A 14,005-nucleotide genomic window follows, 5' to 3' on the forward strand; every position below is an offset into this window, starting at 1 on the left:
TCGTTTCCTGAATCCGATCGGAAAAAGTTGCGAATTTCACTGATAATGGTGTCTCTAGCCAATGGCGACGATCTACGAGTTCGGTCCATTTCGTCTCGAGACAGACGCCGACATGCTGTTTCGGGGAGTCGAGCCGGTAGCTCTCGGAGGGCGAGCCGTCGCGCTACTTCGGCTGCTTCTGGAAAAGACGGGTAAGCCGGTTGCCAAGGACGCTCTGATGGAGGCGGCCTGGCCGGGACTGGCGATCGAGGAAAGCAATCTGACCGTGCAGATTGCGGCTCTGCGCCGGGCATTTGCAGCCGTGGAAGGGGGCAGTACCTGGATCGAGACGCTGCCGCGCCGCGGCTACCGCTATATCGGCCCGCCAGCCGCCACCTTGTCCGGTGCCAGCCGGCAAGCGTGGCTCCCGTCCGCGACCTCGGACAAGCCATCGATTGCCGTGCTGCCATTCTTGAACTTGAGCGGCGATCCCGCGCAGGACTACTTTTCCGACGGGATCACGGAAGACATCATTACGGAATTATCGCGCTTCCGGTCGCTCTTCGTCGTGGCCCGCCATTCCAGCTTCGCTTACCGGACCAGGTCGTCCGACATCAGAGAGATCGGCCGCCACCTCGGCGTACGATATGTGGTGGAAGGGAGCGCACGCAGGATTGGGAAACGGGTGCGGGTGACGGTCCAACTTCTGGATGCCGCGAGCAGCTTCAACCTCTGGACGGAGCGCTACGACCGCGAGCTCGAAGACATATTCGCCATCCAGGACGAAATCGTCGGCAAGATCGTTTCAGCGCTGCCCGGCCGACTTGAGGACGCAGGCCGCGAGATCGCAAGAGGCAAACAGACCTCGAATATCACGGCTTACGATCTCGTCCTACTGGGGAACGAGAAATGGCGTCAATTGACCGTCAGGAGCATGGAGGAGGCGCGAGCCTATTTCAAGAAGGCTGTGGGGCTCGATCCAGCTTATGCTCGCGCTCACGCCAATGTGGCTTGGACGGTCGTCTGCGCCGCGTTTCTGGAATCGCCCGCCGCGCCCCCACTGGATGAGGCTCGTCGCGAGATCGAGATCGCCCTCGATCTTGATGAGAATGACGCTTGGTCGCACGGCGTCTTCGCCCAGCTTCTTTTCCTGCAAGACCGTGACCAAGAGGCCGAAGCTCACTTCAAGCGTGCTCTGGCGCTCAACCCCAACGATGCTGACGTCGCCGCCGCTTTTGCCAACATCCTGGTCTATTGGGGAAATTGGCAGCAAGCGCTCACATGGATCAAATCAGCCAAACAGCTTAACCCGCTTCCACCCAACATTTACCATTGGTATCACGCGTTGGCGCTTTATTCGGCGCACGAATACGAACAGGCGATCAATGTGCTCAGGGAAGCGCGATCAAGTGACCGCTGGTCCCACGCGCTCCTTGCGGCGTGCTACGCACAAACCGATCGGCTAGGCGAAGCGAACTTCGCGTTGCGCACATTCGTTCGAGAGAGATGTCTGGAATTGAGTGAGCTTGGTGAAGCGCTGCCGGTCAGCACGCTCGAACTCGCTCTCGTGCGCGCCGCCAGGTATAGGAATCCCATCGACCGCGAACATTTTCTCGACGGGTTACGCAAGGCCGGTCTGAATGGCGCGCTCTCCGACTTCGCATGACGGGGCTCGACGTTGCATGAGTCCGACGAGCTTACGCTGCCCCATGGATGAAGATCTGCCGTGCATCGACAGGTGAAAGGCCGAGCAGGCTGGCAGCGGTTGCCGCGCCCACGAGCCGGATGCAGATTTGATGTCAAACAAGCAAAAGGCCGCCCGTGGGCGGCCTTTCCTGTCTTCGGCAGCAGTGCGCCGCTCAATCCTTGAACGGATCGAACTCGCCCTCGCCGGCCATCGCGACGGCGAACGGCCGCAACGTGTGCAGCACCTTCACCGAGCCGGCATGCTCGGCCAGCACTTCGGGCAGACGGCGATAGGCCATCGGACTTTCGTCGAGATCGGCACCCACGAGGGTGACGCCTCGGCTCTGCAGCCACGCATCCATCTCGGCGCGCGTGAAACGCCGCTTCGCCTCCCTGCGCCCGAACATCCGTCCGGCGCCGTGCACCGTGGAGTACAGTGCGGCCTTCGCCTCCTCCGACTCCACGCCCTCGATAATGACGGCATCGTCACCCATCGAGCCGCCGACAAAGCCGCGCTGGCCGGGAAACGCCGGCGTCGCGCCCTTGCGCACCACCCACAAATTCTTGCCGCCATGCGTCTCGCGCCAGGCGTAGTTGTGGTGGTTGTGCACGCTGTCGGTGACCGCGCCGCCGATGATCTGGCGCACGCGCTCGATCACCCACTCGCGTCCGGCATAGGCGTAGCGCCCGGCGAGCTGCATCGCGGCGATGTAGCGCCGGCCGAGCTCCGAGTCCTCGTCGACCACCGCGGGCGGCACGTTCATGCCGTCCTTGCCGCCGGCCGCCTTGAGGTAGCGCGTCGCGCTGGTGTGGCCAAGACCACGGCTGCCGAAATGCACGCCGATCCAGACGAAGCCTTTCTCGTCGCGCATCAGGTCGACATAGTGGTTGCCCGAGCCCACCGTGCCGAGCTGGCTCACCGCCTTCTGCCGGTACTCGCCCATGTCGGACTCGCGCCACGCATCCGCGTCGTCGAACAGCTCATGCTCGACGCGCTCGGCGTTCTTGCGGCCGACGCCGAACGAGATCACCTTGGCGACATCCTTGATGATGGTCCCGACTTTGTCCTCGATCGCTGCGAACTGCGTATCGAGACGCACCGCCATGTTGCCGCAGCCGATATCGAAGCCGACGCCGGAGATGCTGATCTGCTTCTCATAGGCGATCACGCCGCCGACCGGCTGCGCATAGCCGAGATGGCCGTCGGCACAGATCACGCCGGCAACGGCGTTGCCGATCGCCATGCAGTTCCGCATCTGCGCGATCGTAGCGTCCTCGTGGCTACCGAACACCTTCAGCGGGCTGTTCTGGTATTCAGCCGGCTGCGGCCGGCTCGCCACGATGTCGGCGAGCGCCTCCGCCTCGCGCGCCAGCTGCTCCTTGCGCGCGGCGTCGCGAAACGTGCACCACAGCGGCATCGGCCGCTGTCCGGGCCGGTCGATCTTGGCGTCGGGATCGAGCCCGGCCTCGATCGCAAGCTCCCGCGCTCGCTCTCGGTAGGGATCGGCTCGCATCTTCTGCTCCTTTCTCGTGCAGTACCAACTCCGAAAGCCCACCATGGGCTCCAGAGCTTTAGGCCGGCGCCAATGACGGTCGCGCAAGCCTTTGTGCAGGCAGAGAGATTGGAGATGCTGATGTCCCCAAGGGGACCACGGCGTTTCGCGGATGTCTCTCTGCCGAAGGCAGAGGGAAACCCGCTGCCTTGTTAGTCTGCTAGACTGGTATTTCCAGCCAGCGCGTCGTTTTCGGAGACCTGCACGCGCGACAGGCCACGCCGTCCGCACAGCGGCAGCGCGATGTCCTTGATCGGGCGTGAATACAAATACGGCATGGGTCTCTCGCTTGCGGTGATCCGCACAATCGTGGCGCGAGGTCTTACTACAAATCTGGATTTTGTAAAGCGCGAGCTGCGCAGCTGATGGCAGATCGGTCCGGCGCGACACCGACGAAGCACGTCATCAGTCACGGAATTATCGACTGGCAGTTGGCCACGCGGCCAACTCATGCAAGGGAGAGCGCGTGTGATGCCCGAGATGCTCGTGTCTCCGGTGACCACAGCGCTTCGCAGATTCTCTCTATCGGGCAGAGGGAAATTCACAGGCCTGTTAAGCGTCAGCCTGATGTTTTCATGCAGCGCATAGCTTGCCGAGGCTGCCGACACGCCCGCAGACGTGCGACGTTGCGGGTCTCAGCGGCAGCGCGCGCTCCTTGTCTGGGCCCGAATACGGCGCGGGTCTCCGGCACGCGAAGTCTGCAACAAGGTGTGCGCCGTCATGCAGCAATTTTGAGCTTGCAGCCTGCGAGTAGCGATGTCCCCCCGCCCGGAGCGCGACGAGATCAGCGCGAGAGCCGTTTCAGCTCGGCGCGCGCCCTGTCGGCCAGTGGATCGTCCCCGTGGCGCGCGATGAAAAGCTCAAACGCCTCGGCAGTGCCCTTGCGGCGGGCGAGTTCGAATTCCTCCGCGACCGCGGCCGAAGGGTCGCGGGCGGGAGGCATTGAAGGCGAGCGCACCATATTACCTCCCTCACCCGCACTGGCTGTCTCGGTCATGGACGCATGTTCTCCGAATGGCATGCAATTCCATCCCGCGAGCATCATCATGGCACCGAGCACACGCGTCGAAAGCAAGCGATGCCTCATGAGCTCCTCCGAAATATCGCGGCAGCCGAAACGAATCATTCACCGTACCGCTAGGGGTTGTGACCGCCATCGATAATGGCGAGGAAATCCGGGCATGGTTGTGAAAAATCAACGCTCAGCTTAACACTCTGCTGAACAGCCTGCCCGCGCTCCGAATCGGGTGTGGCGCGCCGCTGGGGAGCTATCCGTTGGCCACTGCCGTTACCGTAAGCCAGACGAACAACGCGGACATCGACGGCCTGCTGTCAGGCTACAAATGGTCCGGTACCATCACTTACAGTTTCCCCGATTCTCCGGCGACTATCCCTTTCCGTATAGTAGCGAAAATGAGCCGACAACATCTGGTTTCGCCTCGGCGCCCAGCCAGATGCAGACGGCGATCAATTACGCGATCGGATTAATCCAGAGCTACACCAGCGCCAGCATCCAGTATGCAGGGACCAACGGCGCCGACATCATGATCGCGCAGTCGCCTGCGGCCAATCCGACATCCTACGCCTATTATCCGGGGGCCGGCGCCGGAGGCGACATTTGGTTCGGAACGCAGTACGACTACACACAGGCGCAGCTCGGCAATTACTATTTCACGACCGCGCTGCACGAGCTCGGCCACGCGTTCGGCCTCAAGCACAGCCAGGAGACCGGGGGCGTTGCCAACGTCGCTGTGCCAAGCGCGCATGACGACCTCGAATACACCGTGATGAGCTATCGCAGCTATGTTGGCGCCAGCACGACGAGCGGCTACACTAACGAGGCCTCGGGATATCCGCAGACCTATATGGCTAACGACATTCTCGCGCTGCAAACGCTATACGGCGCGAACTACACGACCCACGCCGAGAACACGGTCTACACCTGGAGTCCCACTACGGGGCAGGAATTCATCAACGGCGTTGGCCAGCCGGCGGATGGCGGCGGCGCCGGCGGTTCCGCCAACCGCATCTTCGAGACCGTATGGGATGGCGGCGGCGTCGACACCTACGATCTTTCCAATTACACGACGAACCTGAGCATCAACCTCAATCCCGGCGCCTCCTCGCTGCTCTCCTCCACGCAACTGGCCTACCTCGGAAATGGTCACTACGCAGCGGGCAACGTCTACAACGCCTATCTCTACAACAACGACGCCCGCTCCTACATCGACAATGCCATCGGCGGGTCCGGCAATGACACCCTCATCGGCAACGCCATCGCGAACGTGCTCTCCGGTGGCGGCGGCAACGATATGCTGGTCGGTAGCGGCGGCAATGATACCATCAGCGGCGGTGCCGGCACCGACACCGCGGGATACTCGGGCAATGGAGCAAACTACGGCATAGCGTATAATGCAAATACGCAGACCTTCGCCATAAGCGATCTCCGCTCCGGTGCACCGGACGGAACCGATACGGTGACCGGCGTGGAATACTTCCAGTTCGCCGATAGTACGGTCGCGAGCGCCACGTTCGCCATCAGCCGGGTCATCGAGGCGGTCGGTACAACAGCGCTCGTGCAGTCCGGCAATCTCTACTACCTCAATCCGGTCGCAGGCGGGACCGGGCCGCTGTTGAAATACGGCGGCACCGACGCGCTCATGGGAGGGTTCGGCGGCTACGTTCCGATTGGCGTGGAGGCCATCACCAACGGCTATGAAGTCGCCTGGAAAAACACCGTGACTGGCCAGTATTCGGCCTGGAGTACGGATGCGAATGGCAATTACACCGGTAACCTCTACGCGCCGGGTTTGGGCAATAGCGCCGCGTTTGAGAGCTTGGAAACCAGTTTCCATCAGGACCTGAATGGTGATGGAGTAATCGGCATCTCCCAAACCGTGATCGAGGCGGCCGGAACGACCGCGCTGGCCAGGGCGGGAAACAACTATTTTCTCAATCCGGTCGGCGGCGGCAGCGGACCCGCACTTGAATTCGGCGGAGCCCCGGTCGCCGTCGGTCAATTCGGGGGCTATACGCCACTCGGTGCCGAGCAGGTGACCAACGGCTACGAAGTTGTCTGGACGAGCACGTCCACAGGAACGTACAACGCCTGGAACGTCGATAGCAACGGAAATTACGTCGGCAACCTCATTTATGGCGCAACTGCTAATAGCGGCAGCCTTGAATCGCTCGAGACAGCCTTCCAGCAGGACTTCAATGGCGACGGCACAATCGGCTTGGTAGGGACGACGATCGATTCGGCGGGGTCTACCAGTCTGCTCCAGGTTGGGAGTAATTATTTCCTGACATCCTCTGGAGGAGCCGGCGCTATAGAATTGATGTTTGGTGGGGCCGCTCTCACGTCTGGCCAGTTCGGCAACAACTGGACAATTCTCGGCGCCGAGGCGGCCGGCAGCGGCTACGACGTGGCCTGGAAGGACACATCAACTGGGCTTTACAACATCTGGAGCGTCGACGGTCACGGAAATTACGTCGGCAATCTTGTCTACGGAGCGGCTGGCAACAACGTCGCGCTCGAATCCACCGAGAGCACGCTTCAACAGGATCTCAACGGCGATGGTGTTGTCGGCGTTTACACGGCCACTTTGGAAGCGTCCGGCGTGACCAAGCTGACGCAGGTCGCGAACACGTACTCTCTCGATCCGTCGAGCGGCGGCACCGGCCCACAGTTGGAATTCGCCGGGACCGTTGTGACCTCCGGTCAGTTCGGCAGCAACTGGACAATTCTTGGCGCGGAGGCGGTCGGCGCCGGCTACGATGTGGTCTGGAAGGACACATCGACGGGGCTTTACAACATCTGGAGCGTCGATGGTCACGGAAATTACGTCAGCAATCTTGTCTATGGTGCGGCTGGCAATAGCGTCGCGCTTGAATCCACTGAGAGCACGCTGCAGCAAGATCTCAACGGTGATGGCATCATCGGCATTCGCACGAGCGTTTTGGAATCGTCTGGCTCGACCACGCTGACGCAGGTCGCAAACACGTACTCTCTCGATTCGTCGAGCGGCGGCACGGGTCCACAGCTGAAATTCGGCGGCGCCGTTGTGACCTCCGGTCAGTTCGGTAGCAACTGGGCGCTTCTTGGCGCGGAGGCAACCGGCAGCGGCTATGATGTGGCCTGGAAGGACACGTCAACGGGACTTTACAATGTCTGGAGCGTCGACGGTAACGGAAATTACGTCGGCAATCTCATCTATGGCGCGACGGCAAGCAGCAGCAGTCTTCAATCACTCGAGACTCTCTTTCAGCAGGATCTGAATGGCGACGGAACGATCGGCATTCCCAATCATTCGAACACCGTCCAGCCGGCTGCGGCGATGAGTGCAGATGGCTTCGTGTTCGCCGTCAGCGCCATCCCGCCATCGAACTCAGGCAGCTTCGACATGCCGAAGCCATCGGCCCCTGTCCTCACAGCCGAATCTCACTTCGACCCGGCAGCACACGGCTCGGTTTGGAGTGCCCCCCAGGTAATCCTCGATCACAGTGAACATCAGCCCGCACTTCACCCAGAGCTGGTCTCCGGCTTTATTCTTTATCACTGAAGGCAAGCCAGCCAACCGGATCAGAAGCTGCGCTATGCCGCCTTCCTCCTCCTCACGAAGGGCGGACGTTTGCAACACCATTCGGTGATAGCTGCACGGTACCTATAGGCGAAAGGCCGCCCGTGGGCGGCCTCTCCTGTCAATTGCACGGCCTAGCTACGCCGCGTCCGGCGCCTTCATCCGCACCAGGCGGGTGAGCAGCGCGTCGAGGCCCGCGCCCTCGCCCGCATGCAGGTCGATGCGGCCGACCTTCTCGACCAGCCGCTCCAGCGACTCCAGCTCCTTGAGCCGCAGCAGCAGCGGGTTCTCCTCCATCAGCCGCGCGGTGTTCAGGAGCGAGCGCGTCGCCGCGGTCTCCTCCTGCCGGCGGATCAGGTTCGCCTTCGCCACCCGCTCCGCCTCCACCACCTTGTTGACGAGCTCGCGGATCTCGCCGGGCAGGATCACATCCTTGACGCCGAGCTCCGTCACCTCGACACCAGAATCCGCGACGCGTGCACGCACATAGTCGCGCAGCTCCGCATCCAGCGAGGCCTTGGCCGCCAGCACCTCGTCGAGCGTGCGGCCCGCCACCGCTTCGCGGATCGCGAACTGCACCAGCCGGTACAGCCACGCATCCACGTCCGGCGTGGTCGCCACCGCCTTCTCGGCGTCGACGATCCGGCGGAACGCCGTGAGCGTCACCCGCAGCGCGATGCGATCCTTGGTCAGCATCTCCTGCGCGGTGATCTCGATCGCCGAAGGCCGCAGATCGAGCCGCTTCACCTCGATCTTGCGGCCGACCACCCAGAAGGCGTGCCGGCCCGGCGCAAGCCGCTCCGTCAGCCGGCCCTCGACATAGAGCAGGCCCGCCTCGTGGTTCTCGACCACAGCCTCGGTCACGATGGTCGGGCGGTTACGCTCGATCATCGCCAGATGCCGCGGGCTCACCCGAGGGTCCGCGGCGATGTCGATGCGCTCGACATCGACACTCGTTGCGACCTTCCAGTAGACGCGGGTCTGCCAGGGCGTCAGCAAATGAACAGGCCGGCCGTCGAGGCTGACGATCGCGACCTCGTTCGCGCTTGTCTCGACCGCGGTGAACAGCTCCGCCGCCGGATCAGGCCGCGCAGCCTTCAGCACGGCGTAGCGCTCGGGCGAGTACTCGGTGCGCACGACGTCATACACCTGCGTCTTCAGCCGATGCAGCGGGTCGAACAGCGCGTGGCGGCCCGGCGGGAGCACGCGCACGAGCTGACCGTCGCGCCAGACCAGCGCGCGCTCCCCATCCTCGATCGTCACGTTCTTCGTCACCAGATGCCAGGTCATGACAGACTCCTTTGCGTGGCCTTGTCGAGGCCGCGCTTCACTGTGCTCTCCGGCGCGCGGCCGGAAAGCGGATTTCATGCGTCAAAGGACGTGAGGACGCGGACGACGCTTCCTGCAGAGACGAGCGGGCCGAGGCTTGAGCCTCGCGGTGTGGCGGGCGCACGCGCGCGTTTCGCGCGGCCAACAGCCGTGCGATCGATGCGCAGCTCTCCCGACACCACGCGCGAGGCGGTATCCGCCGCGGCGCAGAGCCGATCCTGCAGTGTCTAAGTTCGGACGGAAAACCTTTCGGCTTGACGGCCGGACCGCGACTGAAGCGCGCGTCCGGTCCTCGTCAGAGGCAAGTTAGCTGTTTTCTAAGCTAACGCGCGGAGCGCTGGAGCGGGATTCGAACCCGCGACCCGATGATCCCAAATCATCTGCTCTAACCAAACTGAGCTATCCTTTGTTGGTGCAATCGATCGGAATCGAACCGAACCTCCGGCTCATCGCCGGCGCTCGCCATGAGCTTGCGATCACGTTTCCTCGCATCAGCGGAATACGACGCCGGAGACCGGCACGCACCAGTCGGGATCTCAGCGAGCCCGAACCCATGGCCGTTGCGAAGGACGGCGCTAATACACGGGATAACCGGAACTGACAAGGGGGATGCGCATATTTCTCCATGCAGAGTCGGCGCTGTCGCTTACCTGCCGCGACCAAGCCAGGCGACTGCGCGCGAACAATCACGGCGAATTGGCTATCAATGGGAGATCATCCGATATCGCCAGCTCAAAACTTGTGGCCCTTCTGCCGCAGCATTTCGGTCAAGCGCGCCTTCAATTCGTCGGCCGCCTTGCGGCTGATGTCCTGAACCAGATCGTCGCTCTGCTGCGCGATCCCAGGTGCTTTCTCAAGCAGCTTCTGACCAGCTGGCGTGCGATAGAACGCCTCGATCTGCCGCAACTCCTCGACTTGGAAGGTGCTGGCATAGAGCGCGGCAACGCTGTCGAGCATGGCGTTGCTGTAGGGCGTGTAGACATCGGCAGCCGTCGCAGCCATCGCGTCGTAGTCGCGCTCGATCTCCGGCCTGTCCTGCACCAGCGCGGGTTTGATGCCAAGCAGGATCACCGGCAGCATCGCCTTGTACCTGGCATCGAGCTTCATGGTCGTGACGAGCGCTCGCGCCGCCGTCATCGCCTCGGGTGACGGCGTCTGCGCCGAGGCACTGCAGCTGAGTGCCAGGATCAGAGCGCCCATGATCAGGAAGCGTCGGGACATCGGCCTCTCCCCCGATCGATCAACAGGTGCGATCAACCGCTCGCGCCAAGCGGCTGCGCCGACGAAGCCGGTGCCCGCTCGGTCGCGGTCGCAGGTGCAGTATCCTCGCTATCCAGCACCTCGACGAACAGGTCCGGCACATCCTGCGCACGATCCAGCACCCAGGCAACCGCCACCATGATCAGGATGCCGGCGCCGCTAACCGCAAGCTGCTCCCAGAGGCCGCGGGTATATTGCATCAGGATCCAGTGCGCCGAGAACGACAGGAACACGCCCATGCAGAAGATCGGCAATGAATGCCGGCCACACATCATCAGCGGATAAGCCCAGTTGGACTTGAGCTCCGCCCAGTTGCGCGGCACGAAGCGCGAGACCAGTGCTGCCAGCGCCAGGAAATGCGTGAACCGCAGCATGTCGAGATCGGTCTTGTCGATCGGATAGATCATCTTGATCATCCATTTCGGCACCAACGCCGCCAACGCCGGAATGTGCCAGGTCATCACGATCAGGAAGGCAAAGGCTAGCCATGCCACAGCGATCGACAGCACCGCGCGCGACCAGACGAAGCTCGAAATTTTGGCAAATCCGCCATTGCCGCACCAGGCTCCGAACACGAACATCAGCTGCCAGCAGAACGGATTGAAATACCAGGTCGTGCCGGGCGGATAGGATGCGATGTTCCAGTCGAACCAGCGCGACAGCACGTAGAGAACGGCCGATCCGGCGAGCGTCAGGTTTGGCCGCCGGACCAGGCACCACACGATCAAAGGTGACGCCGCAATCAGGGTGATGAAGAGCGGCAGTACATCGAGGTTGACCGGCTTGTAGCGCAGCGTCATCGCCTGCCCGATCAGCACGTCCGGATGCTGCAGGAAGTTGAAGACGTTGAACTCGTTCTCATACATCGGGTTGTCGAACCGGCGAACGGTGCGGGCGATCTGCGCCGTGAAGAGCAGGAACAGCATGATGTGGGCGACGTACATCTGCAGGGCCCGCCTGATCAGCCGCTTGGTGGCGGCGAGAAACAGGCCCGCACGTACGATCGGCGCATAGATGAAGCCGACCAGATAGCCCGAGATGAAGACGAAGAACTCGGCGGCGTCGCTGAATCCGTAGTTGCGCAGCGTCAGCCAGGCCACGACATCATGCGGGATGTGATCGAGGAAGATCATCCATAGGCCGATACCACGAAACAGATCGAGGCGGAGATCGCGTTCGATCCGGTGCAAGCCGGCCGGGTTTTGCTGGTGGGCCATAGTCGCTCCATGCAATTTGGATCGTCCATTGCGGCCATCACACGTCAAGGCCTCGTATTCTTGTCCCGATTGCCCGCCTTGTAAATGGGCGCGAGCGTAATCCGGCGCCGGTGCGGGCGGGACGCCTTATCGGCGCGACGGCCACAGTCCATGCTTGTCATGGATGCGAATACGACGACTGAGCGATGCGACGGCGCCTCCGGCAAATCATTGCATCCAATCGATGCGACCGGTTCGGCAAGAGCGGCTCGTGGGCTCCTCCGGCCATCCACTTCGGACGCCATGGATCGGCTGCACCGTCGGGCAAATCACGCGCGCATGATTTGCGCGATTGCGGTCGGCCGGGCGGCCTCGGCAGCCGTTTCTCCGCATCGAAATGGTTGCGCGGAAAAACTCATTTGCGCCCATCTTTCAGCGACTTCTTCGCGAGACGGCCAACCGCCTGGAAAAATTCTCTTTCCTTTTTTCAGAAATTGATATTTCCTCATGCCGTCCCGCCTCGCATGAGGGACGTATCGCGATCGTCACGGACGTTGAGCGCGGGATGCGATGGGCGTGTCAGGTTGCAGCGTGCTTAGCGCGCCGACGAACAACATGATGCGCACGGTGAAGTCGTGTGGTCCTGACCCTCCCGGTGCTGGGGTCAAGCTCGCGGTGCGATGAGCGCGCGGGTGACGGGGGCAATCAAGCCGGTCCCCGGGGAGATCACGTATAAGCCGTAAACCCATTGCGCAGGGAAGGCCGGCGTGTTGACCGCCTAACCTGTGGTTCCTGCCCCGTGCACTCTTGTTCGCACGGGGGCCGCGGGTGTGGCGGACACCCGGCCTTCCCTGCGCCCTCCTCGATTCCGGAGGGCCAAAGCTGCAGCATCACTCGGGCATGTCATGCCGCGAGACTGCGAAGTCATGTCCAGCTGTTTGAAATAGTTGATCAGAAGGCGGGCTCTCTCCCTCGTCATTGCGAGCGAAGCGACCTGTCCGCCATAGCCCGAAGGGCGATGGCGGAAGCAATCCAGAATCTCCGCGGGCGGGAAAGTCTGGATTGCTTCGTCGCGATGCTCCTCGCAATGACGATGGGGATGCAGCACGGACTACAAGCAGCGGCGCGGCGCCGCCTGCCCTCGCCGCCTCACTGGATGCGGGCGACCACGGCGAGCTTGCGGATGCCCTTGTTCTTGTAGGCATCGAGGAAGGCATAGTAGTCGCGGAACGACACGCAGCCGTTGGAATCGCCGTTCGGCCCAAGCATGAAGGTGTGCGCGAGCAGACCGTCGCGGCCGTGGATCGCATCGCTGCCGCCGATCGGATTGAGGCGCAGCGCCGGCACGCCATGGAACAGCGCCTCGCGCGGCTTCAGCTCGTAGATGTGCGGCGGCGTGACGCCACGCATCCTGATCCGCTCCGAGCGCGGATCGTCAAGATTGTCGCCGAGGCCGGAATGCGCCTCGAGCTTGGTGCCGTCAGGCAGGTACACCGTCTTGGCCGAGATGTCGTAGACCGCGGTCGAGCGGTCATACGGCGCCTGGCCACCCTTGGTCGGATCCTGGTTGATGGTGGTGGCAAAATTGGCGTCGGCCGATGCGTAGGCCAGCAGTCCGCCATTCTGCTGATCCGGCTTGCCCCAGAGCTTGTCCTGGATCGAGTGACGATCGCCGGTGATCGACAGCACCGCCGCCTTAGCGCGCTCGGTCATGGCGCGAAATGAGCTCATGCCGCTCTTCGGTGCGTTCGGATCAGGCGCGGCGGCCTGCTCCGGCTGGGCAGCCGGCTGCGTCCGCGGCGTGGCGAGCGCGAGTTGCACCGGCTTGGCATCCTTCTTGGGTGCTTCGGCAAGCTTCGGCGCCGCGGCCGCTTTCTCCGGAATCCGGGGCGTCGGTGGCGGCGCGGCTTCGGCGAGCTTCGGGAGTGACGGCGCCGCGGCGGCGGCATTGGAGGCGACGCCGGCGGCAATGGCGGCGGCAAACCGGTCGTTGAACATCTCCGGGGTGATCGCCGGCGCGGAGGCGACCTTGGCGACGGAGGTCTCAGGCAAGGCCGCGAAGGCCTCGCTCACGGCCTGCGCGGTGTTGCGCGTGGCAAGCCGCGGAGCCACGCGAGCGACCGGCTCGTCATAGCCGGCGGTCCCGAGCGTCGGATAGGCGCTGGCATTGATGATCTTGCTGTAGACCGTCCAGCCACTGCCCGCGACGAGGCACACAATGGCCGTCCCGCCGATCAGTTTGTGAGCAAAGGTTTTCAGGGAAGATTTCCTGCGGTTCCGTGCAGCCAACGCAGTTCTACTCTTACTCATCTCGACTGACGCCCAGAACGGTGACTCACAAACCCTGTCTCGATGCCGTTCTGGATCGAATGACCATGCAGCATCTCGCAGAGACACACAGCGCCATTAAGGCGACTTTTAG

10 protein-coding genes and 2 tRNA genes are annotated in these 14,005 nt (G+C 62.6%); 2 read left to right on the top strand and 10 right to left on the bottom strand.

Annotation, left to right across the window (positions count from 1 at the left end; genetic code table 11):
• Positions 1 to 61: 61 nt before the first annotated feature.
• Positions 62 to 1,645, top strand: coding sequence for a winged helix-turn-helix domain-containing tetratricopeptide repeat protein (locus P6U24_RS26050; protein WP_407155323.1), 1,584 nt, complete (start codon positions 62 to 64; stop codon positions 1,643 to 1,645).
• Between the two features lie 193 nt (positions 1,646 to 1,838).
• Here the strand turns inward: P6U24_RS26050 and P6U24_RS26055 are convergent, their stop codons facing one another.
• The 3 genes from P6U24_RS26055 to P6U24_RS26065 form a co-directional block, all read right to left on the bottom strand.
• Complete coding sequence (locus P6U24_RS26055; RefSeq protein ID WP_407155324.1) at positions 1,839 to 3,179, bottom strand: RtcB family protein; 1,341 nt, start codon at positions 3,177 to 3,179, stop codon at positions 1,839 to 1,841.
• Positions 3,180 to 3,370: 191 nt separating this feature from the next.
• Positions 3,371 to 3,496, bottom strand: a complete 126-nt coding sequence (locus P6U24_RS26060; RefSeq protein ID WP_407155325.1) for a hypothetical protein — start codon at positions 3,494 to 3,496, stop codon at positions 3,371 to 3,373.
• A gap of 506 nt (positions 3,497 to 4,002) precedes the next feature.
• Positions 4,003 to 4,344 carry a hypothetical protein gene (locus P6U24_RS26065; protein WP_407155326.1) on the bottom strand — a complete coding sequence of 114 codons (342 nt, stop codon included), beginning with the start codon at positions 4,342 to 4,344 and terminating at the stop codon, positions 4,003 to 4,005.
• Between the two features lie 328 nt (positions 4,345 to 4,672).
• On the opposite strand from P6U24_RS26065, the gene P6U24_RS26070 reads away from it, so the two are divergent.
• A complete protein-coding gene (locus tag P6U24_RS26070) occupies positions 4,673 to 7,780 on the top strand; it encodes a M10 family metallopeptidase C-terminal domain-containing protein (protein WP_407155327.1) in 3,108 nt (1,035 codons plus the stop codon).
• A gap of 156 nt (positions 7,781 to 7,936) precedes the next feature.
• On the opposite strand, the gene P6U24_RS26075 is transcribed toward P6U24_RS26070, so the two are convergent.
• The 7 genes from P6U24_RS26075 to P6U24_RS26105 all read right to left on the bottom strand — a co-directional run bounded on the left by P6U24_RS26075 (position 7,937) and on the right by P6U24_RS26105 (position 13,893).
• Positions 7,937 to 9,088 (bottom strand): slipin family protein, encoded by a 1,152-nt coding sequence (locus P6U24_RS26075; RefSeq protein ID WP_407155328.1) that lies wholly within the window; start codon positions 9,086 to 9,088, stop codon positions 7,937 to 7,939.
• Between the two features lie 377 nt (positions 9,089 to 9,465).
• A tRNA-Pro gene (locus P6U24_RS26080) sits at positions 9,466 to 9,532 on the bottom strand.
• Positions 9,533 to 9,537: 5 nt separating this feature from the next.
• Positions 9,538 to 9,601: transfer RNA gene (locus P6U24_RS26085), tRNA-His, on the bottom strand.
• Positions 9,602 to 9,859: 258 nt separating this feature from the next.
• Positions 9,860 to 10,348: a DUF2059 domain-containing protein gene (locus P6U24_RS26090; RefSeq protein WP_407155329.1), complete on the bottom strand. Its 489-nt coding sequence runs from the start codon at positions 10,346 to 10,348 to the stop codon at positions 9,860 to 9,862.
• A 32-nt stretch (positions 10,349 to 10,380) separates the two neighbouring features.
• Entirely contained in the window at positions 10,381 to 11,604 is a 1,224-nt protein-coding gene (locus tag P6U24_RS26095; protein WP_407155330.1) for an OpgC domain-containing protein, read from the bottom strand.
• 308 nt (positions 11,605 to 11,912) lie between these two features.
• The gene (locus P6U24_RS26100) at positions 11,913 to 12,092 is read right to left on the bottom strand and encodes a hypothetical protein (protein WP_407155331.1); all 180 of its coding nucleotides are present in this window, start codon (positions 12,090 to 12,092) and stop codon (positions 11,913 to 11,915) included.
• Between the two features lie 640 nt (positions 12,093 to 12,732).
• The gene (locus P6U24_RS26105) at positions 12,733 to 13,893 is read right to left on the bottom strand and encodes a DUF2778 domain-containing protein (RefSeq protein ID WP_407155332.1); all 1,161 of its coding nucleotides are present in this window, start codon (positions 13,891 to 13,893) and stop codon (positions 12,733 to 12,735) included.
• Positions 13,894 to 14,005: the final 112 nt, after the last annotated feature.

It is taken from the genome of Bradyrhizobium sp. STM 3557 (assembly GCF_045571465.1).
Lineage (GTDB): Bacteria > Pseudomonadota > Alphaproteobacteria > Rhizobiales > Xanthobacteraceae > Bradyrhizobium.

Excerpts from the sequence above, each read along its gene's own strand:
- P6U24_RS26105 (WP_407155332.1), bottom strand. The coding sequence starts at position 13,893 with ATGAGTAAGAGTAGAACTGCGTTGGCTGCACGGAACCGCAGGAAATCT.
- P6U24_RS26075 (WP_407155328.1), bottom strand. The coding sequence starts at position 9,088 with ATGACCTGGCATCTGGTGACGAAGAACGTGACGATCGAGGATGGGGAG.
- P6U24_RS26095 (WP_407155330.1), bottom strand. The coding sequence starts at position 11,604 with ATGGCCCACCAGCAAAACCCGGCCGGCTTGCACCGGATCGAACGCGAT.
- P6U24_RS26055 (WP_407155324.1), bottom strand. The coding sequence starts at position 3,179 with ATGCGAGCCGATCCCTACCGAGAGCGAGCGCGGGAGCTTGCGATCGAG.
- P6U24_RS26070 (WP_407155327.1), top strand. The coding sequence starts at position 4,673 with ATGCAGACGGCGATCAATTACGCGATCGGATTAATCCAGAGCTACACC.
- P6U24_RS26050 (WP_407155323.1), top strand. The coding sequence starts at position 62 with ATGGCGACGATCTACGAGTTCGGTCCATTTCGTCTCGAGACAGACGCC.
- P6U24_RS26100 (WP_407155331.1), bottom strand. The coding sequence starts at position 12,092 with ATGAGGAAATATCAATTTCTGAAAAAAGGAAAGAGAATTTTTCCAGGC.
- P6U24_RS26090 (WP_407155329.1), bottom strand. The coding sequence starts at position 10,348 with ATGTCCCGACGCTTCCTGATCATGGGCGCTCTGATCCTGGCACTCAGC.
- P6U24_RS26060 (WP_407155325.1), bottom strand. The coding sequence starts at position 3,496 with ATGCCGTATTTGTATTCACGCCCGATCAAGGACATCGCGCTGCCGCTG.
- P6U24_RS26065 (WP_407155326.1), bottom strand. The coding sequence starts at position 4,344 with ATGATTCGTTTCGGCTGCCGCGATATTTCGGAGGAGCTCATGAGGCAT.